This is a genomic window from Aeribacillus sp. FSL W8-0870, assembly GCF_037963755.1.
In the GTDB taxonomy this organism is placed as follows: Bacteria; Bacillota; Bacilli; order Bacillales; family Aeribacillaceae; genus Aeribacillus; species Aeribacillus composti.
On the sequence record NZ_CP150165.1, the window covers coordinates 3,263,012 to 3,286,440 of the forward strand.

The 23,429-nt window shown below is 42.3% G+C and carries 17 protein-coding genes, 16 tRNA genes, 3 rRNA genes and 1 pseudogene; 8 read left to right on the forward strand and 29 right to left on the reverse strand.

What is annotated here, in order from left to right; genetic code table 11:
- Positions 1–222: 222 nt before the first annotated feature.
- The 7 genes from glpK to NSU02_RS15840 all read right to left on the reverse strand — a co-directional run bounded on the left by glpK (position 223) and on the right by NSU02_RS15840 (position 7,394).
- Positions 223–1,713: a glycerol kinase GlpK gene (gene glpK, locus NSU02_RS15810; RefSeq protein ID WP_311066448.1), complete on the reverse strand. Its 1,491-nt coding sequence runs from the start codon at positions 1,711–1,713 to the stop codon at positions 223–225.
- Between the two features lie 35 nt (positions 1,714–1,748).
- The gene (locus NSU02_RS15815; protein ID WP_311066449.1) at positions 1,749–2,576 is read right to left on the reverse strand and encodes an MIP/aquaporin family protein; all 828 of its coding nucleotides are present in this window, start codon (positions 2,574–2,576) and stop codon (positions 1,749–1,751) included.
- Between the two features lie 300 nt (positions 2,577–2,876).
- The gene (locus NSU02_RS15820; RefSeq protein ID WP_063387209.1) at positions 2,877–3,140 is read right to left on the reverse strand and encodes an HPr family phosphocarrier protein; all 264 of its coding nucleotides are present in this window, start codon (positions 3,138–3,140) and stop codon (positions 2,877–2,879) included.
- Positions 3,141–3,164: 24 nt separating this feature from the next.
- Positions 3,165–3,557: a dihydroxyacetone kinase phosphoryl donor subunit DhaM gene (gene dhaM, locus NSU02_RS15825; protein WP_063387208.1), complete on the reverse strand. Its 393-nt coding sequence runs from the start codon at positions 3,555–3,557 to the stop codon at positions 3,165–3,167.
- Positions 3,554–4,183 (reverse strand): dihydroxyacetone kinase subunit DhaL, encoded by a 630-nt coding sequence (gene dhaL, locus NSU02_RS15830; RefSeq protein ID WP_311066450.1) that lies wholly within the window; start codon positions 4,181–4,183, stop codon positions 3,554–3,556. Before dhaL ends, dhaM begins: the two co-directional genes overlap by 4 nt.
- Positions 4,184–4,237: 54 nt before the next feature.
- Entirely contained in the window at positions 4,238–5,233 is a 996-nt protein-coding gene (dhaK, locus tag NSU02_RS15835; RefSeq protein WP_311066451.1) for a dihydroxyacetone kinase subunit DhaK, read from the reverse strand.
- 115 nt (positions 5,234–5,348) lie between these two features.
- A complete protein-coding gene (locus NSU02_RS15840) occupies positions 5,349–7,394 on the reverse strand; it encodes a sigma 54-interacting transcriptional regulator (protein WP_339193276.1) in 2,046 nt (681 codons plus the stop codon).
- A gap of 369 nt (positions 7,395–7,763) precedes the next feature.
- On the opposite strand from NSU02_RS15840, the gene NSU02_RS15845 reads away from it, so the two are divergent.
- The 7 genes and pseudogenes from NSU02_RS15845 to NSU02_RS15875 form a co-directional block, all read left to right on the forward strand.
- Positions 7,764–8,324, forward strand: a complete 561-nt coding sequence (locus NSU02_RS15845) for a glycerol-3-phosphate responsive antiterminator (RefSeq protein WP_066250997.1) — start codon at positions 7,764–7,766, stop codon at positions 8,322–8,324.
- Positions 8,325–8,722: 398 nt separating this feature from the next.
- On the forward strand, positions 8,723–10,393 hold the full coding sequence (locus tag NSU02_RS15850) for a glycerol-3-phosphate dehydrogenase/oxidase (RefSeq protein ID WP_339193277.1): 1,671 nt from the start codon (positions 8,723–8,725) through the stop codon (positions 10,391–10,393).
- Positions 10,394–10,774: 381 nt separating this feature from the next.
- Positions 10,775–11,191 (forward strand): hypothetical protein, encoded by a 417-nt coding sequence (locus NSU02_RS15855; protein ID WP_094244561.1) that lies wholly within the window; start codon positions 10,775–10,777, stop codon positions 11,189–11,191.
- A 23-nt stretch (positions 11,192–11,214) separates the two neighbouring features.
- Positions 11,215–11,613 carry a hypothetical protein gene (locus NSU02_RS15860; protein ID WP_063387201.1) on the forward strand — a complete coding sequence of 133 codons (399 nt, stop codon included), beginning with the start codon at positions 11,215–11,217 and terminating at the stop codon, positions 11,611–11,613.
- 123 nt (positions 11,614–11,736) lie between these two features.
- The gene (locus NSU02_RS15865; RefSeq protein WP_339193278.1) at positions 11,737–12,798 is read left to right on the forward strand and encodes a pre-toxin TG domain-containing protein; all 1,062 of its coding nucleotides are present in this window, start codon (positions 11,737–11,739) and stop codon (positions 12,796–12,798) included.
- 5 nt (positions 12,799–12,803) lie between these two features.
- Entirely contained in the window at positions 12,804–13,154 is a 351-nt protein-coding gene (locus NSU02_RS15870) for a transposase (RefSeq protein ID WP_339193279.1), read from the forward strand.
- A 100-nt stretch (positions 13,155–13,254) separates the two neighbouring features.
- Positions 13,255–13,464, forward strand: a pseudogene (locus NSU02_RS15875) (tyrosine-type recombinase/integrase); the annotation flags it as partial.
- Between the two features lie 124 nt (positions 13,465–13,588).
- On the opposite strand, the gene NSU02_RS15880 reads toward NSU02_RS15875, so the two are convergent.
- The 19 genes from NSU02_RS15880 to NSU02_RS15970 all read right to left on the reverse strand — a co-directional run bounded on the left by NSU02_RS15880 (position 13,589) and on the right by NSU02_RS15970 (position 20,068).
- Positions 13,589–13,672, reverse strand: a tRNA-Leu gene (locus NSU02_RS15880).
- Between the two features lie 26 nt (positions 13,673–13,698).
- Positions 13,699–13,787: transfer RNA gene (locus NSU02_RS15885), tRNA-Leu, on the reverse strand.
- A 6-nt stretch (positions 13,788–13,793) separates the two neighbouring features.
- Positions 13,794–13,867, reverse strand: a tRNA-Cys gene (locus NSU02_RS15890).
- Positions 13,868–13,872: 5 nt separating this feature from the next.
- Positions 13,873–13,947, reverse strand: a tRNA-Gly gene (locus tag NSU02_RS15895).
- Between the two features lie 16 nt (positions 13,948–13,963).
- A tRNA-Gln gene (locus NSU02_RS15900) sits at positions 13,964–14,038 on the reverse strand.
- Between the two features lie 12 nt (positions 14,039–14,050).
- Positions 14,051–14,126, reverse strand: a tRNA-His gene (locus tag NSU02_RS15905).
- Between the two features lie 11 nt (positions 14,127–14,137).
- Positions 14,138–14,211: transfer RNA gene (locus tag NSU02_RS15910), tRNA-Trp, on the reverse strand.
- A 4-nt stretch (positions 14,212–14,215) separates the two neighbouring features.
- Positions 14,216–14,300: transfer RNA gene (locus tag NSU02_RS15915), tRNA-Tyr, on the reverse strand.
- A gap of 12 nt (positions 14,301–14,312) precedes the next feature.
- Positions 14,313–14,385, reverse strand: a tRNA-Thr gene (locus NSU02_RS15920).
- 16 nt (positions 14,386–14,401) lie between these two features.
- Positions 14,402–14,477 (reverse strand) — tRNA-Phe (locus NSU02_RS15925).
- A 5-nt stretch (positions 14,478–14,482) separates the two neighbouring features.
- A tRNA-Asp gene (locus tag NSU02_RS15930) sits at positions 14,483–14,558 on the reverse strand.
- Between the two features lie 2 nt (positions 14,559–14,560).
- Positions 14,561–14,637 (reverse strand) — tRNA-Met (locus NSU02_RS15935).
- Between the two features lie 108 nt (positions 14,638–14,745).
- Positions 14,746–14,821 (reverse strand) — tRNA-Val (locus NSU02_RS15940).
- A 1-nt stretch (position 14,822) separates the two neighbouring features.
- Positions 14,823–14,897: transfer RNA gene (locus NSU02_RS15945), tRNA-Glu, on the reverse strand.
- Positions 14,898–14,910: 13 nt separating this feature from the next.
- A tRNA-Ser gene (locus NSU02_RS15950) sits at positions 14,911–15,002 on the reverse strand.
- Between the two features lie 3 nt (positions 15,003–15,005).
- Positions 15,006–15,080: transfer RNA gene (locus NSU02_RS15955), tRNA-Asn, on the reverse strand.
- A gap of 112 nt (positions 15,081–15,192) precedes the next feature.
- Positions 15,193–15,308, reverse strand: a 5S ribosomal RNA gene (rrf, locus tag NSU02_RS15960).
- A gap of 137 nt (positions 15,309–15,445) precedes the next feature.
- Positions 15,446–18,377, reverse strand: a 23S ribosomal RNA gene (locus tag NSU02_RS15965).
- A 138-nt stretch (positions 18,378–18,515) separates the two neighbouring features.
- Positions 18,516–20,068: ribosomal RNA gene (locus tag NSU02_RS15970) — 16S ribosomal RNA — on the reverse strand.
- Together the 16S, 23S and 5S rRNA genes with 16 tRNA genes alongside form the textbook arrangement of a ribosomal RNA operon.
- A gap of 1,209 nt (positions 20,069–21,277) precedes the next feature.
- Between NSU02_RS15970 and NSU02_RS15975 the strand changes: the two genes are divergently transcribed.
- Entirely contained in the window at positions 21,278–21,640 is a 363-nt protein-coding gene (locus NSU02_RS15975; protein WP_063386249.1) for a YgzB family protein, read from the forward strand.
- Positions 21,641–21,664: 24 nt separating this feature from the next.
- Here the strand turns inward: NSU02_RS15975 and perR are convergent, their stop codons facing one another.
- From perR to NSU02_RS15990, 3 genes are all read right to left on the reverse strand, one after another.
- Positions 21,665–22,108, reverse strand: a complete 444-nt coding sequence (perR, locus tag NSU02_RS15980; protein WP_186439264.1) for a peroxide-responsive transcriptional repressor PerR — start codon at positions 22,106–22,108, stop codon at positions 21,665–21,667.
- 245 nt (positions 22,109–22,353) lie between these two features.
- Positions 22,354–22,824, reverse strand: a complete 471-nt coding sequence (gene bcp, locus NSU02_RS15985) for a thioredoxin-dependent thiol peroxidase (protein WP_063386251.1) — start codon at positions 22,822–22,824, stop codon at positions 22,354–22,356.
- Positions 22,825–22,885: 61 nt separating this feature from the next.
- Positions 22,886–23,290 (reverse strand): ion channel, encoded by a 405-nt coding sequence (locus tag NSU02_RS15990; protein ID WP_063386252.1) that lies wholly within the window; start codon positions 23,288–23,290, stop codon positions 22,886–22,888.
- Positions 23,291–23,429 lie beyond the last annotated feature (139 nt).

Here is a 23,429-nt window from a genome sequence, read left to right on the forward strand (position 1 = left end):
TAGAATAACTATACTATACTTCATATAAAATTATATCCGTAAGTTAGAGTAAGCTGAATACACTTTGAGATGAATAACTTATACCGAGAAAAAATTTTTTATGGTTTTTCCGCAACTTTGATCGTCTCAGAAATAAGGAATAATGCTCACTGATTTACCTTCCATACATATAAAAGAGGTGCACTTCATATCAAGTGCACCTCAACAATTGACTGAGAACCTTTATTTAAAAGCCATCGCAGCTTTTACAGCTTTTTGCCAGCCTTCATATAATTTGTTACGTTTTTCTTCATTCATAGATGGTTCGAATGTACGGTCAATGTTCCATTGTGTCGCGATCTCTGATTGATCTTTCCAATATCCTACTGCCAAGCCGGCTAAATAAGCCGCTCCAAGAGCAGTAGTTTCATTGACAACAGGACGTTCAACAGGGACACCTAACAAATCGCTCTGGAATTGCATTAGAAAATTATTTTTTACTGCCCCGCCATCTACACGCAAGGTTTTCAAGGAAATACCCGAATCCGCTTCCATAGCAGTCAGCACATCTTTTGTTTGATAGGCAAGGGACTCTAAAGTTGCACGAACAAAGTGTTCTTTTTGCGTTCCCCGTGTCAAACCAAATATAGCTCCTCTAACATCGCTGTCCCAATACGGTGTTCCTAATCCGACAAACGCCGGTACTACATATACACCGTCTGTGGATTCTACACGTTCTGCATATTGTTCGCTATCAGCAGCATTTTTTAACATACGAAGTCCATCTCTTAACCATTGAATGGCAGATCCTGCAACAAAAATACTTCCTTCTAAAGCATATTCCACTTTTCCGTTTAATCCCCAAGCAATCGTTGTTAATAGTCCGTGGTTAGAAGCAACAGCTTTTTCGCCCGTGTTCATAAGCATAAAGCAGCCCGTACCGTACGTATTTTTCGCCATGCCTTCTTCAAAACAAGCCTGACCGAATAGTGCTGCTTGCTGATCCCCAGCCGCTCCAGAAATCGGAACTTCTTGCCCAAAGAAATGATACGGAACTGTATGTGCATAAATTTCTGAAGATGGACGTACTTCCGGAAGCATGGATTTAGGCACGGTTAAAATTTCTAACAGTTCATCATCCCATTTCAGCTCATGAATATTGAACATTAATGTTCTTGAAGCATTTGAATAATCCGTCACATGTGCCTTTCCACCCGAGAGCTTCCAAATTAACCAAGTATCAATTGTTCCGAATAAAAGCTCTCCTCTTTCCGCTTTTTCTCTAGCCCCTTCAACATGATCTAATATCCATTTGACTTTTGTTCCTGAAAAGTATGCATCAATTAACAGACCTGTCTTTTCACGAAATGTATCATTTAATCCCTTCGCCTTTAACTCCTCACAAATATCTACCGTTTGCCGTGATTGCCAAACAATGGCATTATATACCGGCTGACCTGTGTTTTTATCCCAAACAACCGTTGTTTCGCGTTGGTTCGTAATTCCGATGCCTGCAATTTGCTCAGGTTTTATTCCTGACTCAGACAAGGAAGTGGCGATGACGGATAAGATGGAACCCCAAATTTCATTGGCATTATGCTCTACCCAGCCTGGTTTAGGAAAATATTGCGCAAATTCTTTTTGTGAAATATGAACGATTTCCCCTTTTTTATTAAAAATGATCGCACGTGAACTTGTCGTTCCTTGGTCTAGAGCTAAAACATATGTTTCCATTTTCTTCACCTCATTTTTTTATTAAAATTATAAACTTAAAGTGTTGCTTTCGTTTTCTTATAGACATTCAAGCTTTGTTCTTTATTGCTTACTAGCGCTGCCACAACGATAACTGCTACAACAATTGTGAAAATCCAAAAAGTAGAGGTACTGACTCCTTCAAAAGCCCATTTATAAAATAACGCTCCATACGTTCCCCCAATAATCGGCCCTACAACAGGAATCCAAGCATAACCCCAGTTAGAGCTTCCTTTACCTGGAATCGGCAGAATAAAATGAGCAATTCTCGGACCTAAATCACGGGCAGGATTGATGGCGTAACCCGTAGTTCCGCCTAAGGAGAGACCTATTGCAACGATGAGAAATCCAACGATGAACGGGTTCATTCCTTCTGCAAATTTATTCGCTCCAAGTGCCAAAAATCCAAGCAACAAAATGAATGTACCAATGACTTCACTTAAAAGATTCGCTGCAGGATTTTTGATTGCAGGATCTGTTGAGAATACGGCTAATTTTGCACCTTGGTCATCGGTTGCTTTCCAGTGGGGCAAATAGTGCAAATAAACGATCACAGCACCGATAAATGCGCCAATCATTTGGGCAATAATATAGGTCGGTACATCACTCCATGGGAAAGAACCGATTGCAGCTAATCCGATGGTTACAGCCGGATTAAGATGGGCTCCGCTAAATTGACCTACAGCATATGCCGCCATCGCTACGGCAAGACCCCATCCCATCGTAATAACAATCCAGCCTGAATTTTCAGCTTTTGATTTTTTAAGTACAACACCGCCGACAACTCCACCCCCAAAAACAATCAAAATCATGGTGCCAATTAGCTCACCTAAAAATGCAGACATCAAAGTTTCCTCCTTTTTCATATATTTGTTATCTCTTGCGAAAAGACTACAATTTTGGTCAATAAAAAAGATCCGCAGCAAATTCCCCCCTTAGTATGCAGGCTGCATACAGGGAATTACTGTGGATCTCCATTTCTCCATCACAAATATTAACTTGATTTCAGATTATTACAAAAAAGAAAGCGTTGTCAATCACTTTTTTTTTTGAATTATGATATTATTTGTTTTGAAGTAAGTTAAAGGAAATGGGACCCATGAACCTAATATGAATTTTGCAACAATTCAAAAGCAAAGGCTTGATTACGATTCTTTACCTGATTGGAGAAAAGAATCAATAAACGCTAATGCGTCTTTCTCATCTTCTCCATCAGTCATCACTTTGATCGTCTGTCCCTCCATTATGGCAACGCTCATAAGCTGAAGAATACTTTTCGCGTTAATCCTTCTGTCGCCGATCATTAACTCAACCTTGCTTTTATACTGGTTTACTTTTTTCACAAAATCTGCTGCTGGTCTAGCATGCAGACCATTTTCAATGGTCACTGTAATCTCTTTTTCGATCATTGAGTTCACTCCTAATTTTTCTCGCTAGTCATTGATTTTGACAAGCTCCTTTGCACTCTCGCCAGCTCGAACGACCTCTTCAATCGAGCTTCCCAAACCAGCCTCAACGACCGCTGCATAAGCTCCTTCTACGAGAGGAGCATCGGCTATTATAATGTTTTCATTGTTCTCTAGCATCTCAATAGCCATTTCAGCATTAATGAGTGCACTCCCTAAATCAAACAAAACGACAACGCCTTTCTCAGAATAGACTGATTCAATTGCTTCCTTAATGTCTAATGCATTTGTTCCGATATCTCCTTCAACCCCTCCAGCGATGGCTACAGATACTTCAGGTTGAACTTGATTCAGAAGCTTTTTTAGGCCGCTTACAATTTCATAGCTATGTGAAATTAAGACAAGACTTACATATTTCATTGGGCCACCTCTCCTTCTTCGAGCAATTCAGCTAAGGAAGCAAACAATAAATACGATGAAGCTGCCCCAGGATCAATATGACCAATAGAACGCTTTCCTAAATAAGCCGCACGGCCTTTCTTTGCCTCAAGCTCTTTTGTGTCGTCCATTTTCTCTTTAGATAAATCAGTAAGCTCTTTAGAATGAATCGTTTCATGATTTTTCATATACTCAATGACAGGCTCCCAAACATCGATCATCGTTTTATCTCCTACTTGTGCCTTTCCCCTAACTTTTAACCCATCCAATGATGCTGCTAATGCCTCAACTAAAGCCTTTATATCAACTTCTTTTTTACCCTTTAAAGCAAGAGAAGCTTTCATGAAAGCTGTTCCATATAACGGACCTGAAGCTCCGCCTACTTTAGCAATTAAAGTCATGCCAACATCTTTAAACAAAGAACCAAGATCATCATATTTGCCTTCTGTAATTTTCTTGACGGTTTCCTGAAATCCCCGTGCCATATTTAATCCATGGTCTCCATCGCCAATTGCTTGATCCAGCTCCGTTAAATACTCCTTATTTTCCTGAATTTTATCGTTAAAAGTTATGATCCATTTTTTAGCCTGTTCAACGTCAAATGTCATTGATCATCTCTCCTCATATTCCTTCTATAGGCAGACTGTAAGAAAGCGAGATTGCTATTTTTTGAATGCGATTGTATCCGCTTGTGCGTCTAACAACTCAATGAGTTGATCGTCTAATTTTAATAACGAAATAGAGCAGCCAGCCATTTCAAGCGATGTCATAAATTCACCAACAAACGTTTCATGTATATAAATGTTCTTTTCCTTTAGGACCTCAGAGACTTTTTTGTTCATAATATATAATTCCATTAATGGTGTTGCACCTAGACCGTTGATCATGACCGCAACCTTGTCGTTTTCCTCAAGTTTTAAGTCATCTAAAATTTTTTCAAGAAGTATTTGTGCGATTTCATCCGCTGGCTGGATTTGTGTTTTTTCAATGCCAGGTTCTCCGTGAATCCCCATTCCAATTTCGATTTCATTTTCTCCGAGCTCGAAGCCAGGTTTTCCTGCTGCTGGAACAGTGCATGGAGTTAAGGCCATTCCCATTGACCGCACATTTTCCACAACTTTCTTAGCTACTGCTTCTACTTCTTTTAGCGTTGCACCCTTCTCCGCTAATGCACCGGCAATTTTATGAACAAAAACCGTACCTGCTATTCCCCGCCGGCCTGTCGTATATGTACTATCCTCCACAGCTACATCATCATTCACAACCACTTTTGCTACGTTGATTCCTTCTGCTTCAGCCATTTCGGCAGCCATTTCAAAATTCATAATGTCGCCAGTGTAATTTTTAATAATCAATAACACCCCATTTCCGCTATCAACCGCTTGAATCGCCTCAAAAATTTGATCTGGGGTTGGGGAAGTGAACACTTCTCCACATACCGCTCCGTCTAGCATTCCTTTACCTACATAACCAGCATGTGAAGGCTCATGACCGCTTCCTCCACCGCTAACCAAGCCAACTTTTCCTTGAATAGGTGCATCTTTTCTTACGATTACGTTTGTATTTGGCAATCTCTTCATTCGATTAGAATGAGCCGCAACCATCCCTGCTAACATGTCTTCAACTACTTGATTAGGATCATTGATTAATTTTTTCATAGACATACCTCCTCTTAACTTTGCACTTTTTATTAATGCAAAAATGATGCCAACAACGAAAGCGCTTTACGGATGCGTTTTCATATTTTTATGGCGAGTTCATTGGGAAAAAATATCAATCCATTTGATACTTTTTCCCAACTAAATGCTCCAATCCATATTCTCTTATTTTTTTAGCTGCCGTTTTATGAGTGATCCCAAGCGCTTTCGCTAATTGGTTATAGCTTGGGTAATATTGACAAGCAAACGAAAAAATTTGTTTTTCATATTCTTTGAAGGTCAGCACTTCGTTGCCAAAATTGATACTCTGTTTCTGCATTATTTTTTTATTTTCTTGACATTGAGGGTTCGAGATGTAGTAAGGTAAATCCTTGCATCGCAAAATTTCTTCATCTGCGAGATTAAATAACCGTTCAATCACATTTTGTAATTCTCTAATATTTCCTGGCCAATGGTAACTGCATAATGCTTCCATAAATCCTTTTTCATACCCTTTGATATTTTTTCCCAATCTAGCATTCAATTGTTTTCGAAACGCCTCCACCAAAAGCGGAATATCTTCTTTTCTTGCCCTTAAAGGCGGCAGATGAATTGGGACAACATTCAACCGATAATAAAGATCCTCGCGAAAACTGCCCTCATCTACCATTTTTTTGAGATCACGGTGAGTCGCGGTAATTACCCTAACATCAAGCTGAATGGGCGCATATCCGCCAATTCTTTCCACTTCCCTTTCCTGCAGCACACGTAAAATTTTTGCTTGTAAATCCAAACTTAAATCACCGATTTCATCTAAAAAAATCGTACCTTTATTAGCGAGTTCAAATTTTCCTCGATGTGTTTTATACGCTCCTGTAAAGGCTCCTTTTTCATAACCAAATAATTCGCTCTCCATTAATTGAGGAGGGATGGCTGCACAATTCACTCGAATAAATAGGTTATTCTTTCTGTCGCTTGCTTCATGAATAGCCTTAGCAACAAGTTCTTTCCCTGTTCCGCTTTCTCCTGTAATAATCACTGTCGAATTTGTTTTTGCAACCTTTGCGGCGATTGTTAAGGAATCTTTTAATGTCTCGCTGTTTCCTATGATCTTATGAAATGCTTCATCAAATCCTTGATGTTTGGACAGCTCCATTTCCAAATATTTCGTTCTTTGCTCCATTAGATCAATTTTTTCGAGGAGCTTTTTAATATCATCGAATGGAGTCATGGTGGCAACTGTTCCGCGAAATTCATCGTCAACGAAAATAGGATTTATTTTTGTAATATAACTAGATTGTTGGTTTACTTGAATTAGTTTCATAATCTGATTTTGAGTGCTTTTAATATTTTCCCATTCATGTTGCCCGATTATTGATTGAATGTTTGGGACACTGTTTAAATTTTTTAACAAAACATCCATTTCATCATTTTTGTATATAAAATTTCCATTTTTATCTGTTAATCCGATTAAATCTGAGACGGACTTTAAAACAAGATTTAGTCGCTGCTGCAGCTCTTTTACTTCATTCAATTCTTTACTGATTTTCTCAATGGTAGATATATCTTGAAAAATAGCAACAGCCCCAATCGTTTTTCCATTAAAAATAATTGGCGAACGGGTTGTTAACAATGTATGATGGTTGATTTCTTGCTTTTTGGATAATTCCATTTTTCCTGTCTTCAGTACTTCATGCAATCTTGAATGGGGAATCACTTCGTCAGCACGTTGATTGATAAGCTCATGAGGATCTTTTTCCAAAAGTTTTGCTGCAGCTGCATTGACATAAGTGATGATATTGTCGCTATTCACAACGACGATTCCATTCGGTAAAGCAGATATGGCCTCATGAAGGGTAATGGAATTTTCCATGAGAAGTCGATCTGTTTCTGCTTGCTGGGAATCTTCAAGATCCGTTTGTTCAAAAAAATCTTTTATCTGCTGGACGATTTGATCGTCTATTTTTTCTTCAAAATGCAGGATAAATTCCTCTCCTTGTCCAATCTTTAAGGACACTAAAGATAATAGATTATTCACTTGAACTTTTTTATCCTGATAGAGAACGTACGTCTTTTTTAATATCTCTTTATTTTGTATGAGATTTTGAAGCAGCGAAATAAAAGCTGCTGCCATCCGGACATGAAGACCGTTCTTTTTGTAAACTGTTAATTTAATGAACATGAAATCCCCTCCTTTTTCCATTTTAATATACTTGTTAACAGGATTACTGGAAAATTTTTTGAAAAAGATAGTAGTTATGAATCTCACGATTAAAAAATTTTTTTCACCCTGTAAACGATCATGCGTGGATGTTCTCATTGCTTTGACAGCGCTTTTGTTTATGGTACAATTATAAATAAGTTAATAAATTGTAGCGGAGAGAAGGAGATCCACATCAATTCCCTTTAGTCGTTTGGATGAAGGGGTGTTTTGTTGTGGATTTCTTTTTTTCTAGAGACTTGAAGCAAAGACCTCTTCTCTGTTTCAATTAAGTTTGAAAGCTGAATTCACACTGATTTTTTGCCAATAATAAAAAAGGTGGAACGAACAATGGAATATAAAGATCAAAAAATTATTCCAGCGATTCGCAATATGAAGGATTTTGAAATTTTTCTTCAGAGTTCCTATGCATATGGTGTGTTATTAGATGTCCATATTGCCCAGTTGAAAAATATCGTCAATATTTCTAAGCAGCATTGTAAAAACTTGTTATTGCATGTTGATTTAATACATGGTCTTAAAAATGATGAATACGCAACCGAATATTTATGCCAGTCCTTCAAGCCCTATGGACTGCTTTCGACAAAAGCAAGTGTCGTTTTGAAAGCGAAACAAAAAGGCGTATTGGCCATTCAACGAGTTTTTCTCATTGACTCAAACGCTTTAGAAAAAAGCTATTCCTTATTAGAAAAAACAAAGCCCGATGTGATTGAGGTTTTACCTGGCGCCATGCCGAGCATTATTGCCGAAATTCATCAACGAATTCAAATCCCGATCTTCGCTGGTGGATTTATCCGCAGTATTGACGATGTCAACAATGCTTTACAAGCTGGTGCTGCAGCCGTGACAACATCCAATAAGCAATTATGGAAAGAATTTGAACAGTCATAATTTATTTTGAATGCCTACCCAATTTTTCGATGCTTTAGGTTTTGGCGGCAGTTTTAGACTTTCAGTTTCAGAAACGCTGTAGAAGGCATGAAAGACGCAAGCCATCTTCATCAATTGAATGAAGAAAAAATGGCTTGTGCGATGGTGTCAATAGCGTCTTCAAACACTGATTCTTCATCAACTGAATAAAGAAAAGTTCATTATGGGGAAAAGCTTTGAATTTTAAATTCGCATACAAAAGAATTTTCAGAAGATGAAGAATATGCTATAATACATTCAAAGTTAATATTCGGTTGGAGACAAGGAGAGACCACATAGCATTACGTCTGTAGAAGGAGCGTAGTGTGTATGTGGTCTCTTTTTTTAGGACTTTTGACGGATCACAGGAGGAATAACAAATGAACAAAAATGTATTTGCTTATCAAAGACAAGAAATATTAAAAGACGTCGATGGAAAACAGTTTGATGTCATCATTATTGGCGGTGGTATTACAGGTGCAGGAATTGCACTTGATGCAACAACACGTGGAATGAAAACAGTTCTATTTGAGATGCAGGATTTTGCCGCAGGAACCTCAAGCCGTTCCACGAAGCTTGTGCACGGAGGCCTCCGTTATTTAAAACAGTTGGAAGTGAAGTTAGTCGCTGAAGTTGGGAAAGAACGCGCGATCGTCTATGAAAATGGCCCGCATGTAACTACACCTGAATGGATGCTTCTTCCGATTTATAAAGGAGGAACATTCGGTAAATGGAGCACATCCATTGGACTGAAAATTTACGATTACCTTGCTGATGTGAAAAAAAGCGAACGAAGAACGATGTTGAATGCGGAGCAAACTATTGATAAAGAACCTCTATTAAAGCAAGATGGATTATTAGGCGGAGGATATTATGTCGAATATCGAACTGACGATGCCCGCTTGACGATTGAAGTTATGAAAAAGGCAGTCGAATGCGGTGCAAAAGCGATTAACTATGCAAAGGTAGACGAATTTATTTATGAACAAGGCAAAGCCGTAGGTGTAAAAGTTGTTGATCAATTAACAGGAGAATCATATCAAGTGTTCGCAAAGAAAATTATAAATGCAACAGGCCCTTGGGTCGATACGTTACGGGAAAAAGATCACTCTTTAAAAGGAAAACATTTGATTTTGTCAAAAGGAATTCACCTTGTTTTTGACCAAAGCCGATTCCCATTAAAACAAGCGATCTATTTTGATACACCTGATGGACGAATGGTGTTTGCCATTCCGCGTGATGGAAAAACTTACGTTGGCACAACAGATACTTTCTATGATGGGGATATTGCACATCCTAAAATGACTGTTGAAGATCGAGATTATCTTATTAAGGCCATTAATTATATGTTCCCAACGGTCCATATCACCGTGGAAGATATTGAATCAAGCTGGGCCGGGCTCAGACCATTAATCCATGAAGAAGGAAAAAGTCCTTCTGAAATATCACGCAAAGATGAAATTTGGACGTCTGATTCAGGTATTATTACCATTGCCGGCGGAAAATTAACAGGATACCGTAAAATGGCAGAAACGATCGTTGATCTTGTTGCCAAATTATTAAAAGAGGAAGAAAACGAAGCATTTTCCCCTTGCAGAACGAAAAACCTGCCGATTTCGGGAGGAGATTTCGGAGGTTCAACAAATTTTGAATCGTTCGTAACTAAAAAAGTTGAACAGGGAGAAAAATTGGGATTTAGCAGAAAACAATCGGAAAGATTGGTCCGATTATATGGAACGAATGTAGACCGGGTGTTTGAACTGGCAGTTGAATTAAAGAAAGTAAGAGATGAGTTTCAATTACCGATTGATGTTTTAGCGCAGCTTCAATATGGTTTGGAAGAAGAGATGGTCGTAAAGCCTGAGGACTTCTTTATCCGGAGAACGGGATCGTTATTTTTTGAAATTCATTCAGTTCACCAATGGAAGGAATCCGTTATTCAATATATGGCGAAAAACTTGGAGTGGACAGAAGAGGAGCAAAACCGTTATCGCAAAGAATTAGAAACATATCTGCACGACGCCGTCACGCCTGTTGATGAAAATCAATAATAGACAAAATATATAATGGCAGCAAAGGCTTTTATTATCCGGTTATTTGAACGAAAAGGAAAAAGTAGCCGAATCTTGACAGCATCCCCTATAAGGAGACAGTAAATATGCATCAATTTACTGTTTACTTATGAGGGGATTTTTTTCGATAATGGTGGTGTTTAACTTTGCACCGGTTATTTCTTAAATTCGTAAATACAAAAAATCATATTAAAGAAAGCTTATTATGTAAAAAGTTTTTAAGAAGTAGATGACGCAAAGTAATACAAGGTCTAACTTAGAACAGCTGTATCAAGCATTTCACATCCAGTGCACCCCAACAATTGACATAGCCTGACCAATCTGAAAAATACAATCCCTGACCGGCAAATGGGATTGGCCATGGAAGGGATTGGGAACGTTAAAGTTCCGGACGAGAACACCAATGGATTGGAGAATAAAGTTCGAGCTTATCTGAGTGAGAAGACGGGGTTAAATCTAGGCGAAGGTAAAGCAGGCAACGATGGCATTGAACTTAGCACTAAGGGTACTGGCAAAACAGTTGATGATTTAATTAAAGTTGCTAAGCCTGGAAGAGCAACAAAAGGAAGAACTATTCAGTATGAGTTATCTGGTGGATTTAGTGAAGCAATGAATGACTTTCACTCGTTGGGACCTAAAATTACTAAGGATACGCCTGACCTCAAAGTAGGTATTTTAAAGGATGGAAGAACAGTTATTGTTAGAAAGAGAAGTAGTGATGGCCGTCCTACACTTGAAATTCAAGATGGCAAGAAGAGAATAAAGTTTCGTTACTAGAAAACAAATATGGAGGAAGTTTTATGGAACAATGGGAAAGATGGATACCGCTAGATGATATACCTTCAACAATTTATAATGATATGCTTTTGGATGGTAAAGATGGTGTTATTTTAGAATTTAGTGATGAAAATGGTGAAAAAAAAGTTGTAGTGAATTTTAAAGAAGGAGTATTATCGTTTAGAAATACTGATGAAGGTTCGTTATTAGAAACGCTAAACTATTTAGATCAATATTACGGTACAGATTTTTATAGTGATTGGTCTTTATTTAAAGTTAAAAACTCAGAATACTTGAAATGGTTTCATAAAGAAAGTTGCGGTATATACGAGTCAAGAGAGGTAGAACATTATGTATTTTTAACTTCTAATGATGTAATTGAAATATTATCAATATATCCTCCTAGTATTACGGTAAAGTAATTTTGTTATAGTGTGTGAAGCAAGGTTCCCTAATACATCGATAAATAAACAATCCGCTTGAACAAAAAGTTCAAGCGGATTGTTTATTCCTCAAGGAGCGCTTCGAATAAACTATATAGAGCAATGCCCTATACAATGCGCGCGGACCTTGCTTTCCTAGGAGATTCCCTCTTTTTAGCCATGGAGATTCCCGGCATCGGTTCCGCCGCCATCCGCGAGCTTACAGACGAACTGATTCATTGGCTCGACCGCTATGGAGAAAAGCTGAATGAAGCGGAGGAACTGCTGTATCAGACGGCCGCGTCCATCAGACAGGCAGACCAAACGCTCGCGGACAACATAAAAGAATTCGGTCTGGAGCTTCTTGGCTGGTATGACTTGCATCGATTGTTTGGAGAATACGACCCGATTACTGGAGAACGGATATCCGGATGGGACCGCCTGGTTACGGGAGGAATGTTATTGTTGTCCGTCATTCCTCCAGCCAAAGGGGCAGGAATCGCTGGAAAAGCGGGGATCAAAGGAGCGAAAGCGGCCGGGATAGCAGCGGATGTTTCGAAATTGGTCCCGCAAATGAAATATGTTCTCCGCTATGATAAAATGATGTCTGTCTTTCAAGCGGCGTACCTCCAAGTCGTGAAAGCGCCGATTACCAAAACGCTGCGATATTTTAATAAGCAATGGGATGACCGTCTTACCAGCGTTTCGTCTGTCCAATGGCAGCTAGCCTTGGCGGGAATTGGTCCAGCGTCCCGCGCATGGATGAGCAAGGCTAAGGAAGAAGTAAAAGAAACTGCGATTAACATGATTGGCAAAACTGGGGATGAGGTGGACGGTAAGGGTACGGGTAAATTTAGTAAGTATGATGTAGGATTATATAAAGAAATAAAAGGTGTACCGAGGTTAGATGCACATCATGTTGGACAAAAAGCAATTATGAAAAAATTCATTCGAAATTATGATCCAAATAATGCACCAGCAATATTAATACCAAAAGCTGGACATACAAGAAAAGGTCCTAGGGGAATAGTTTTGAGAAGTTCAAAAGGAATTGAGAGTGTAAGACAATTATTAGCAAGAGATATAATGGAGTTAAGAAGAGTATATCCAGACATTCCTAATTCTCAACTTCGAAAATTAATTGAATTAAATAAACAATTGTATCCAGAGATGAGAAGGAGATGAGATATATGAATAAAGAAGAGTTTGTTAAACTTTTACATCAGTCAATTATAAAAGAAAATCGTAATTTTTATCGAGATATATTCAATAATACTGATATTAATGAAGTTACAGACCCTTATTGGAAAGAAGCGTTGATGTTTTATTCAGAACTATCAGATATAAATAAAGAAATATTATTTAAAATAATCGAACAAGTAGAAGTGGATGCTGTATCTAATATTTTAGGGGTGTTAGATGGGGTAGTATCAATAGGAGAAGAGGATATTGAGTTTAAAGTGACAATTAACAATAATAATGAACCAATTAATGGAGATTTACAAGACCTATTTTTGGAGTATGATGAAGAGAATAGGTAACAAGTAATGTTAGACTAAAAGTAGACACAGATTATTATAGTAATAATAGACTAAAAAATGAGGTGTCTACATGACAAAAAACAAAGGCGGTACGATCGGGATTAAGCCAATTACTTGTTATGGCCTTCGCCACACTCACGCATCAATGCTCCTATATAAAGGGGTGAATATTAAATACGTTTCTCGACATCTTGGTCATAAGGACATTGTGACAACATTGCAGACGTATTCACACATTTTGGACGAGATGGAGCAAAAAGAATCCCGGCAGGTAGACGTTGCAATGGAGGAGCTCTACCATACAAAATAGCCGTGCAAAATTTTTTCGAATTCTATCGGATTCTTCCGGTTTTCCAAAAAATGAAAAACGACTGCGTTTGCAGTCGTTTTAAAGCTTCCACGATTTTTGATCGTGAGATATCGGATACTAATGATGCCGATGGTGGGAGTCGAACCCACACTCCCGCAAGGGAACACGATTTTGAGTCGTGCGCGTCTGCCAGTTCCGCCACATCGGCGTAATGATATTGATGCAATTCCTCACTGGTGCCGAGGACCGGACTTGAACCGGTACGGTAGTCACCTACCGCAGGATTTTAAGTCCTGTGCGTCTGCCAATTCCGCCACCCCGGCTTGTAATGGAGGCGGCACCCGGATTCGAACCGGGGATAAAGGTTTTGCAGACCTCTGCCTTACCACTTGGCTATGCCGCCATTATTGGAGCGGAAGACGGGATTCGAACCCGCGACCCCCACCTTGGCAAGGTGGTGTTCTACCACTGAACTACTTCCGCACTTAAATTTAAAAGGTGGCTGGGCTAGCTGGATTCGAACCAGCGCATCACGGAGTCAAAGTCCGTTGCCTTACCGCTTGGCTATAGCCCAATGATATTAATATGGGGCGACTGATGGGAATCGAACCCACGAATGCCAGAGCCACAATCTGGTGCGTTAACCACTTCGCCACAGTCGCCATCTTATAAATGGCAGGGGCAGTAGGAATCGAACCCACACCGGAGGTTTTGGAGACCTCTGTTCTACCGTTAAACTATGCCCCTATCATGGTGGAGGGGGACGGATTCGAACCGCCGAACCCTAAGGGAGCGGATTTACAGTCCGCCGCGTTTAGCCACTTCGCTACCCCTCCGATTGTAAAAAATGCCGGCGAGAGGAATCGAACCCCCAACCTACTGATTACAAGTCAGTTGCTCTACCAATTGAGCTACACCGGCATATGTATACATATAATGGTGGCTCGGGACGGAATCGAACCGCCGACACAAGGATTTTCAGTCCTTTGCTCTACCGACTGAGCTACCGAGCCTTTTATGGCGGTCCCGACGGGAATCGAACCCGCGATCTCCTGCGTGACAGGCAGGCATGTTAACCGCTACACTACGGGACCATTGGTTGCGGGGGCAGGATTTGAACCTGCGACCTTCGGGTTATGAGCCCGACGAGCTACCGGACTGCTCCACCCCGCGCCGATAAAACAATAAACACTCTTCACACAAAAATTATGTATACATATCATAACATGCTGTGGCCCTAGCGCCGAAATTCATTAATATTCATTTTATTTACTATGTACATGGTGGAGGATGACGGGATCGAACCGCCGACCCCTTGCTTGTAAGGCAAGTGCTCTCCCAGCTGAGCTAATCCTCCATGGTGACCCGTACGGGATTCGAACCCGTGTTACCGCCGTGAAAGGGCGGTGTCTTAACCACTTGACCAACGGGCCAAAAATTTCATTCTGGCGGAGAGCAAGGGATTCGAACCCTTGAGACGGCGTTGACCGTCTACACGATTTCCAATCGTGCTCCTTCGACCACTCGGACAGCTCTCCAAATGGCTCCGCAGGCAGGATTCGAACCTGCGACCGTTCGGTTAACAGCCGAATGCTCTACCACTGAGCTACTGCGGAATGTAAAAGAAGACTAGCTGATATTACTATTATGTAGAATGCCTCATTTTCTATAGGCTGAATCAAATTGAAAGAAATAAACTTACAACTTCTTTTCTATTGTAAAGTGATTGCCTGGCAGCGTCCTACTCTCACAAGGGATAGACCCTCACTACCATCGGCGCTGAAGAGCTTAACTTCCGTGTTCGGGATGGGAACGGGTGTGACCTCTTCGCCATTGCCACCAAGCAAATTATTGTATTCATTTGTTCCATTCAGTGGATAGACAACTACTATTATAACTTTTTGACCGTAGTTGTCAATTCCTTTTTAAACATGATCTTTCAAAACTAGATAACGGTTCCTTCACGAATAGATGCTCTTTCTTGGTTAAGTCCTCGATCGATTAGTATCCGTCAGCTCCACGTGTCACCACGCTTCCACCTCGGACCTATCTACCTCGTCATCTTCAAGGGATCTTACTCGCGTTTAGCGATGGGAAATCTCATCTTGAGGGGGGCTTCACGCTTAGATGCTTTCAGCGCTTATCCCTTCCGCACATAGCTACCCAGCGATGCCCCTGGCGGGACAACTGGTACACCAGCGGTGCGTCCATCCCGGTCCTCTCGTACTAAGGACAGCTCCTCTCAAATTTCCTGCGCCCGCGACGGATAGGGACCGAACTGTCTCACGACGTTCTGAACCCAGCTCGCGTACCGCTTTAATGGGCGAACAGCCCAACCCTTGGGACCGACTACAGCCCCAGGATGCGATGAGCCGACATCGAGGTGCCAAACCTCCCCGTCGATGTGGACTCTTGGGGGAGATCAGCCTGTTATCCCCGGGGTAGCTTTTATCCGTTGAGCGATGGCCCTTCCATGCGGAACCACCGGATCACTAAGCCCGACTTTCGTCCCTGCTCGACTTGTAGGTCTCGCAGTCAAGCTCCCTTCTGCCTTTGCACTCTCCGAATGATTTCCAACCATTCTGAGGGAACCTTTGGGCGCCTCCGTTACCTTTTAGGAGGCGACCGCCCCAGTCAAACTGCCCACCTGACACTGTCTCCCGCCCCGATCAGGGGCGCGGGTTAGAATGTCAGTACAGCCAGGGTAGTATCCCACCGTCGCCTCAGCGCAAGCTGGCGCTCACGCGTCTCTGGCTCCTACCTATCCTGTACAAGCTGTACCCACATTCAATATCAGGCTGCAGTAAAGCTCCACGGGGTCTTTCCGTCCTGTCGCGGGTAACCTGCATCTTCACAGGTACTATAATTTCACCGAGTCTCTCGTTGAGACAGTGCCCAGATCGTTACGCCTTTCGTGCGGGTCGGAACTTACCCGACAAGGAATTTCGCTACCTTAGGACCGTTATAGTTACGGCCGCCGTTTACTGGGGCTTCGGTTCGCACCTTCGCTTTTCGCTAAGCGCTCCCCTTAACCTTCCAGCACCGGGCAGGCGTCAGCCCCTATACTTCACCTTACGGTTTCGCAGAGACCTGTGTTTTTGCTAAACAGTCGCCTGGGCCTTTTCACTGCGGCTCATCATGGCTTATCACCTTGATGAGCACCCCTTCTCCCGAAGTTACGGGGTCATTTTGCCGAGTTCCTTAACGAGAGTTCTCTCGCTCACCTTAGGATTCTCTCCTCGCCTACCTGTGTCGGTTTGCGGTACGGGCACCTCTCACCTCGCTAGAGGCTTTTCTTGGCAGTGTGGAATCGGGAACTTCGGTACTTCCTTTCCCTCGCCATCACAGCTCAAGCACACGGCAAGCGGATTTGCCTGCTTGCCAGCCTAACTGCTTGGACGCGCACATCCAGCCGCGCGCTTGCCCTATCCTCCTGCGTCCCCCCATTGCTCAAACGGTGAGGAGGTGGTACAGGAATATCAACCTGTTGTCCATCACCTACGCCTTTCGGCCTCGGCTTAGGTCCCGACTAACCCTGAGCGGACGAGCCTTCCTCAGGAAACCTTAGGCTTTCGGCGGAGGGGATTCTCACCCCTCTTTCGCTACTCATACCGGCATTCTCACTTCTAAGCGCTCCACCGGTCCTTCCGGTCCGGCTTCGATGCCCTTAGAACGCTCTCCTACCGCTGACACCAACGGTGTCAACCCGCAGCTTCGGTGATACGTTTAGCCCCGGTACATTTTCGGCGCAGAGCCACTCGACCAGTGAGCTATTACGCACTCTTTAAATGGTGGCTGCTTCTAAGCCAACATCCTGGTTGTCTAAGCAGCTCCACATCCTTTTCCACTTAACGTATACTTTGGGACCTTAGCTGGCGGTCTGGGCTGTTTCCCTTTTGACCACGGATCTTATCACTCGCAGTCTGACTCCCAAGGATAAGTCATTGGCATTCGGAGTTTGACTGAATTCGGTAACCCGATGGGGGCCCCTCGTCCAATCAGTGCTCTACCTCCAAGACTCTTCCCTTGAGGCTAGCCCTAAAGCTATTTCGGAGAGAACCAGCTATCTCCAAGTTCGATTGGCATTTCACCCCTACCCACACCTCATCCCCGCACTTTTCAACGTGCGTGGGTTCGGGCCTCCAGCAAGTGTTACCTTGCCTTCACCCTGGACATGGGTAGATCACCTGGTTTCGGGTCTGCGACCTCGTACTATTTCGCCCTCTTCAGACTCGCTTTCGCTGCGGCTCCGCCTTTCGGCTTAACCTTGCACGAAATCGCAACTCGCCGGTTCATTCTACAAAAGGCACGCCATCACCCGTTAACGGGCTCTGACTACTTGTAGGCACACGGTTTCAGGTTCTCTTTCACTCCCCTCCCGGGGTGCTTTTCACCTTTCCCTCACGGTACTGGTTCACTATCGGTCACTAGGGAGTATTTAGCCTTGGGAGATGGTCCTCCCTGCTTCCGACGGGATTTCACGTGTCCCGCCGTACTCAGGATCCACTCGGGAGGGAACGGAGTTTCGACTACAGGGTTGTTACCTTCTCTGACGGGCCTTTCCAGACCTCTTCGTCTACCCCGTTCCTTTGTCACTCCTTAATCGAGTGTCCTACAACCCCAAGAGGCACGCCTCTTGGTTTGGGCTGTTCCCGTTTCGCTCGCCGCTACTCAGGGAATCGCTGTTGCTTTCTCTTCCTCCGGGTACTTAGATGTTTCAGTTCCCCGGGTTGCCCTCCATACCCTATGGATTCAGGTATGGATACTGCCCCATTACGGGCAGTGGGTTCCCCCATTCGGACATCTCCGGATCGACGCTTACTTACAGCTCCCCGAAGCATTTCGGTGTTTGTCCCGTCCTTCATCGGCTCCTAGTGCCAAGGCATCCACCGTGCGCCCTTTCTAACTTAACCGTTTCTTCCTAACATGAGCGATCTATTCGTGAATGTCTTTCCGTTATCCAGTTTTCAAAGAACAATCAGGAAGGATATGATCCTTCAAAACTAAACAAAACGGAAAAGCGCACCCTATTTCAATGTATATATCCTTAGAAAGGAGGTGATCCAGCCGCACCTTCCGATACGGCTACCTTGTTACGACTTCACCCCAATCATTTGTCCCACCTTCGGCGGCTGGCTCCCGTAAGGGTTACCCCACCGACTTCGGGTGTTACAAACTCTCGTGGTGTGACGGGCGGTGTGTACAAGACCCGGGAACGTATTCACCGCGGCATGCTGATCCGCGATTACTAGCGATTCCGGCTTCATGCAGGCGAGTTGCAGCCTGCAATCCGAACTGAGAGTGGTTTTTTGGGATTCGCTCCACCTCGCGGTTTCGCTGCCCTTTGTACCACCCATTGTAGCACGTGTGTAGCCCAGGTCATAAGGGGCATGATGATTTGACGTCATCCCCACCTTCCTCCGACTTTTAGCCGGCAGTCACCTTAGAGTGCCCAACTGAATGCTGGCAACTAAGGTCAAGGGTTGCGCTCGTTGCGGGACTTAACCCAACATCTCACGACACGAGCTGACGACAACCATGCACCACCTGTCACCCTGTCCCCGAAAGGGGAACGCCCTATCTCTAGGGTTGTCAGGGGATGTCAAGACCTGGTAAGGTTCTTCGCGTTGCTTCGAATTAAACCACATGCTCCACCGCTTGTGCGGGTCCCCGTCAATTCCTTTGAGTTTCAGCCTTGCGGCCGTACTCCCCAGGCGGAGTGCTTAATGCGTTTGCTGCAGCACTAAAGGGTGGATACCCTCTAACACTTAGCACTCATCGTTTACGGCGTGGACTACCAGGGTATCTAATCCTGTTCGCTCCCCACGCTTTCGCGCCTCAGCGTCAGTTACAGGCCAGAGAGCCGCCTTCGCCACTGGTGTTCCTCCACATCTCTACGCATTTCACCGCTACACGTGGAATTCCGCTCCCCTCTCCTGCACTCAAGTTCCCCAGTTTCCAATGGCCGCTCGCGGTTGAGCCGCGAGATTTCACATCAGACTTAAGGAACCGCCTGCGCGCGCTTTACGCCCAATAATTCCGGACAACGCTTGCCACCTACGTATTACCGCGGCTGCTGGCACGTAGTTAGCCGTGGCTTCCTCGTCAGGTACCGTCAAGGTACCGCCCTGTTCGAACGGCACTTGTTCTTCCCTGACAACAGAGCTTTACGATCCGAAGACCTTCTTCGCTCACGCGGCGTTGCTCCGTCAGACTTTCGTCCATTGCGGAAGATTCCCTACTGCTGCCTCCCGTAGGAGTCTGGGCCGTGTCTCAGTCCCAGTGTGGCCGGTCACCCTCTCAGGTCGGCTACGCATCGTCGCCTTGGTGAGCCGTTACCTCACCAACTAGCTAATGCGCCGCGGGCCCATCCTGCAGTGACAGCTAAAAGCCGCCTTTCAACCGAAAACCATGCGGTTTTCGGTGTTATCCGGTATTAGCTCCGGTTTCCCGAAGTTATCCCAGTCTGCAGGGCAGGTTGCCCACGTGTTACTCACCCGTCCGCCGCTAACCTAAAGGAGCAAGCTCCTTCGGTTCGCTCGACTTGCATGTATTAGGCACGCCGCCAGCGTTCGTCCTGAGCCAGGATCAAACTCTCCAAAAAAAGTTTGTTACCAAATGCTCTTTTAGAATCAACAGGCACGCTTTTCGTTTTGTTCAGTTTTCAAAGATCATTTCCGATCAGGTTTTTTATTCTAGCAGATAAATGAAGTTATGTCAACAATCGGAATAAAATTTTTAAACTTACATTTATAGATTATTTTGCTGTTTCGAAGATTATTCATCTTTTCAACAGCGACGCTTTATAATATATCATCATGAAATTTTAGTGTCAACACTTTTTTTTAAAAAAAATCAATAAAAACTGCCAACGCCTGTTCCTTTGATTCTAAACAACTGAATCCGCTCGATTAAATATTCCAGCAGCACACTTAATCCGCAAAATACAGTCTGACTTTAAGATGTTCAAATAACTCGGAAAAACATTTTTTGAGCCGCACAGAAATCAGCTATTGAACGGATTAGACAGCCAAACGCAATATAAAAATAATTTGAAACGTTTTTATACTGCCCTTTATCATATTCAATTAATTCAATTATTTATACAGCTTGGTTTACTTGAGCACATATAGCAACCAGAAACCGATCACTTCCGGTCTTTACAAGTGATGCAGTGCAGCAACAATATGATTATATGCTTCAAAGATATCGTTTTGCATCAACAATGCTTTTCCTTTAGCCAACACTGTCTAATTAATTTTGCAAATTCAACTGAATTTTTCCACTTTCTCTCTTCTGGTTGAGTTCCTGATTATCTTCGACGATGGTAACTTTTCCGCCCCGAAATGGTAATGTATTTTAACGCTCGATTCAGATCGGAAAGATACTCGTTCCAGTCAAACAATATTTTTCCATTATTTAAACATCAGTCGATAATTCTCCGGCTACTGCCTAAAAAATTTGTTGCTATATTGAGTGCTGCCTTTTCATTAAGTAATCCATAATATTTTATAATCAAAGGTTTATCGGAGGTTTGTATAAACAACAGCAGCAAAGCAAAGGCCAAATAATCGGATTGCAGAGAAGCAGCATTCTTTTTCTATTAAATAATACAGCTAATGTATCTGGATGGCGAGTCCTTTCTTTAAGTGTATATAGATTCGCTGCAAATCATTTATTCATCCGCTGTCTGAATAAAACACATTAAACAAAAGCTTCTATAAATAAAAAAAGAAATACTGTTAGCAATTGGCCGTTCTGTGACGAAAAAAAAGTGAAAATATGCTATAGTAGTGTTCAGGAGGTTTGTACAATGGCTAAAAAATATACAAGCAAAATAAATAAAATCCGCACTTTTGCCTTAAGTTTAGTATTTGTTGGTTTTATCATTATGTACATAGGCATCTTTTTCAGAGAACATGTATGGGTCATGACCATTTTCATGCTGCTTGGTTTATTATCCATCATCGGAAGTACTGTCGTCTATTTCTGGATCGGGATGCTATCGACGAGAGCTGTTCAAGTTGTATGTCCTTCATGCGGGAAAGTGACAAAAATGCTCGGTCGTGTGGATATGTGCATGTATTGCAGAGAGCCTTTGACTCTTGATAAAGAGCTTGAAGGCAAAGAATTCGACGAAAAGTACAATCGTAAATCAAGGAAAAGAGAAAGCTGATAGTTTGTTTTCCTACCAGCTTTCTCAGTGCATATTTTTTTCTTTTTGCTGACATGCAGGGCATTTCCCGTATATTTCCATTCGGTGGTGGCTAACTTTAAAGTTCGTTACATGCTCTGCAAGATCCTCCACCTCGTCTAAACCTGGATAATGGAAATCAACGATTTTTCCGCATTCCTCGCAAATGACATGATAATGCTCCGTTGTCACAAAATCGAATCGACTAGATGCATCGCCATACGTTAATTCTTTTACCAGTCCAACTTCACGAAATACCCGAAGGTTGTTATAAACAGTTGCAACACTCATGTTTGGAAACTTACCTTCTAACGCTTTATATATATCATCAGCAGTTGGATGATTCATTGAATTAACTAAATACTCCAAAATCGCATGACGCTGCGGAGTGATGCGGACTCCCGTTTGTTTTAAAATTTCAAGAGCTTCCTTTAACGTATTGTCTGACATCGCCATGCACCTCATTTCTTGAAAACATTCTTATTTTGTATCATTATTACTTTATAATATTTATAATTAGTGTACATTGATTATAAGACTTTTGTCAATGGGAGCGTTTAATTTAGTAGAACATTTTATCTATCCATTGAAAAAATGCACCAATTTAAGAAAAAGATTTTCGCTTTTGCACGGGAAAAAGCGGGCACAAATGCCCGCCTTGACAACATAGGGTGAACAGAGCAAATCATTTGCTGTCATTCTTCTCTATTTTGAATAAATGTGAGAGCTTCTTCAACATGTCCTTTCACTTTTACTTTTCGCCATTCTTTCACTAATATTCCTTGTTTGTCTATAATAAAAGTAGATCGTTCGATTCCCATGTATTCTTTTCCAAAGTTTTTCTTTAATTTCCATACTCCGTATTGTTCCGCAACTTTATGATCTTCATCAACGAGAAGCAAAAAAGGGAGCCCGTGCTTCTCTTTAAATTTTTGATGTCGTTCCTGCGGATCAGGGCTTACTCCTAAAATGACGGCATCAAGCTCTTGAAAGCTTTCATATTTATCGCGAAAATCGCACGCTTCCGTTGTGCATCCCGGAGTCATATCTTTCGGGTAAAAATACAGCACTACATATTTTCCTTTAAAATCAGAAAGTTTTACTTTTTCTCCAGTGTCAGCAGTCAGCTCAAAATCTGGTGCAGGCTTTCCCACTTCAGCTGCCATATCTAATCCCTCCAGTTGTTCATTTTATCTTCAGCGTACCGAATTTCGCTTCATGTTACAACTATTGTTTCTTCTCAATATCAATCATTGTTTTGGCAACAACAACCGTAGGCAATATGTAGCCAATCATCGCCTGTACAATTGCAATCCACCTTCCAATGCCGAAAGGAGTGATATCCCCATAGCCTACAGAAAACAGCGTAACTGCACTAAAGTATAAGCAGGTGGTTAAATTTTCTAAATACGTCCCATAAAGAGGCCGCCCAGATTCAGCTAAAATCGGAAAGCCGTATTGAGTTAAAATTAAATAAATCACACCAAATCCTAACAAAAAAGAGGCATATACTAAAGCAATTAAATATACAGTTTCAAACGTAAGGAACGTACCTCTTTTCACAGCAGAAAACATCGTTCGAATGCTCATAACCAAACAGAACATTATCCCTGTTCCTACGACAATCGCCATAATTTCCCCCGAAAATTATTGTTTGTACATGTTATTCAGCCTTATTGAATTTTATCACTAGCTAAAGGAAACTTGTTCGTCAACCAAACTGATGTCAACAGCCTCTTTGAATTTTATCGCTTAACGAAAGGAAACTATG